The following is a 615-nucleotide window of genomic DNA, read 5'->3' as shown; positions in this document are numbered from 1 at the left end:
GATATAAGAACTAGCTGCTCCTCCGCTAAACATCGCTACATGGACTGGTTTTCTCTGCATCTATCCTTCCACCTACCTACTCTACAAATTCCTCTACCATTTTAAAACAATATATTCTATTTCTTTACTAGGCACATTTCGCCCTCCATTTTTTAAAATTCTCTCTACGTTATTTAACAGTGTTTTAGACTTGGGAGAAAGTTCGGTCTGAGAAATCACTTTACTCTCACCGTTTATTACAACTTCGGTGTAATCTTTGTCGGTATTACTATCTTGATTTAAAGCCTCAACGAAATACTTTTTAAGTAATTGGGCCGAATTGTCAGTCCAATTATCTATTGTCATTGTTAAGCAATTCTGAGATATATCCTCTAGCAGTTCACCTTCATTTTCCTTTTGAGTAGTTAGTAAGGTTTTAATCAACTTATTGTTTTTCTTTTCATACACTGGCTGTTTAGAAGCCCATTTTAATAAAGCATTTATCGATTCAAATTCACCCATTTTTAAAAGTTCTTGAAAATATTTAATTTTAAAATCAACTAGCCAAGTTTCTATTGCAGACAAATAGGTAACAAACTGCTCTACAGTTTGATATTCACTATGTAACTGCTTTAG

At 33.2% G+C, this 615-nt stretch carries 1 pseudogene; it reads right to left on the bottom strand.

Going from position 1 to position 615, the window contains the following annotated elements:
• Positions 1-93: 93 nt before the first annotated feature.
• A pseudogene (locus JCM19033_RS24685) lies at positions 94-615 on the bottom strand (hypothetical protein); the annotation flags it as partial.

It is taken from the genome of Thalassobacillus sp. C254 (genome assembly GCF_001310615.1).
This window is presented reverse-complemented; position numbering and strand designations above follow the sequence as displayed.